This is a genomic window from Pseudomonas sp. I2 (assembly GCF_040984075.1).
Classification (GTDB): Bacteria; Pseudomonadota; Gammaproteobacteria; order Pseudomonadales; family Pseudomonadaceae; genus Aquipseudomonas; species Aquipseudomonas guariconensis_B.
Map to the genome: position 1 here is coordinate 1 of NZ_JBCGFQ010000275.1, position 224 is coordinate 224.

At 67.4% G+C, this 224-nt stretch carries 1 protein-coding gene; it reads right to left on the reverse strand.

The annotated features are described in order from the left end of the window. Positions 1-224 (reverse strand): AMP-binding protein (locus WCE05_RS26590; protein WP_368816915.1); only part of this gene is annotated, 224 nt, incomplete at both ends.

A 224-nucleotide genomic window follows, 5' to 3' on the forward strand; every position in this document is an offset into this window, starting at 1 on the left:
TTTCGGCCGGCCTGTGGAGCCGGAGGTGTAGATCACATAGGCCAGGTTTTCAGGGGCCACCGCCACGTTCGGGTTGCGCGCGTCATCGGCGCCCGGCTCCAGGTCCAGCGCCAGGGTCTGCACGCCTGCGGCCAGCGGCAGTTGCAGGTGGCTCTGGGTCAGCAGCAGTTGCACGCCGCTGTCCTCGATCATGTAGCGCAGGCGGTCTTCGGGGTATTCCGGGT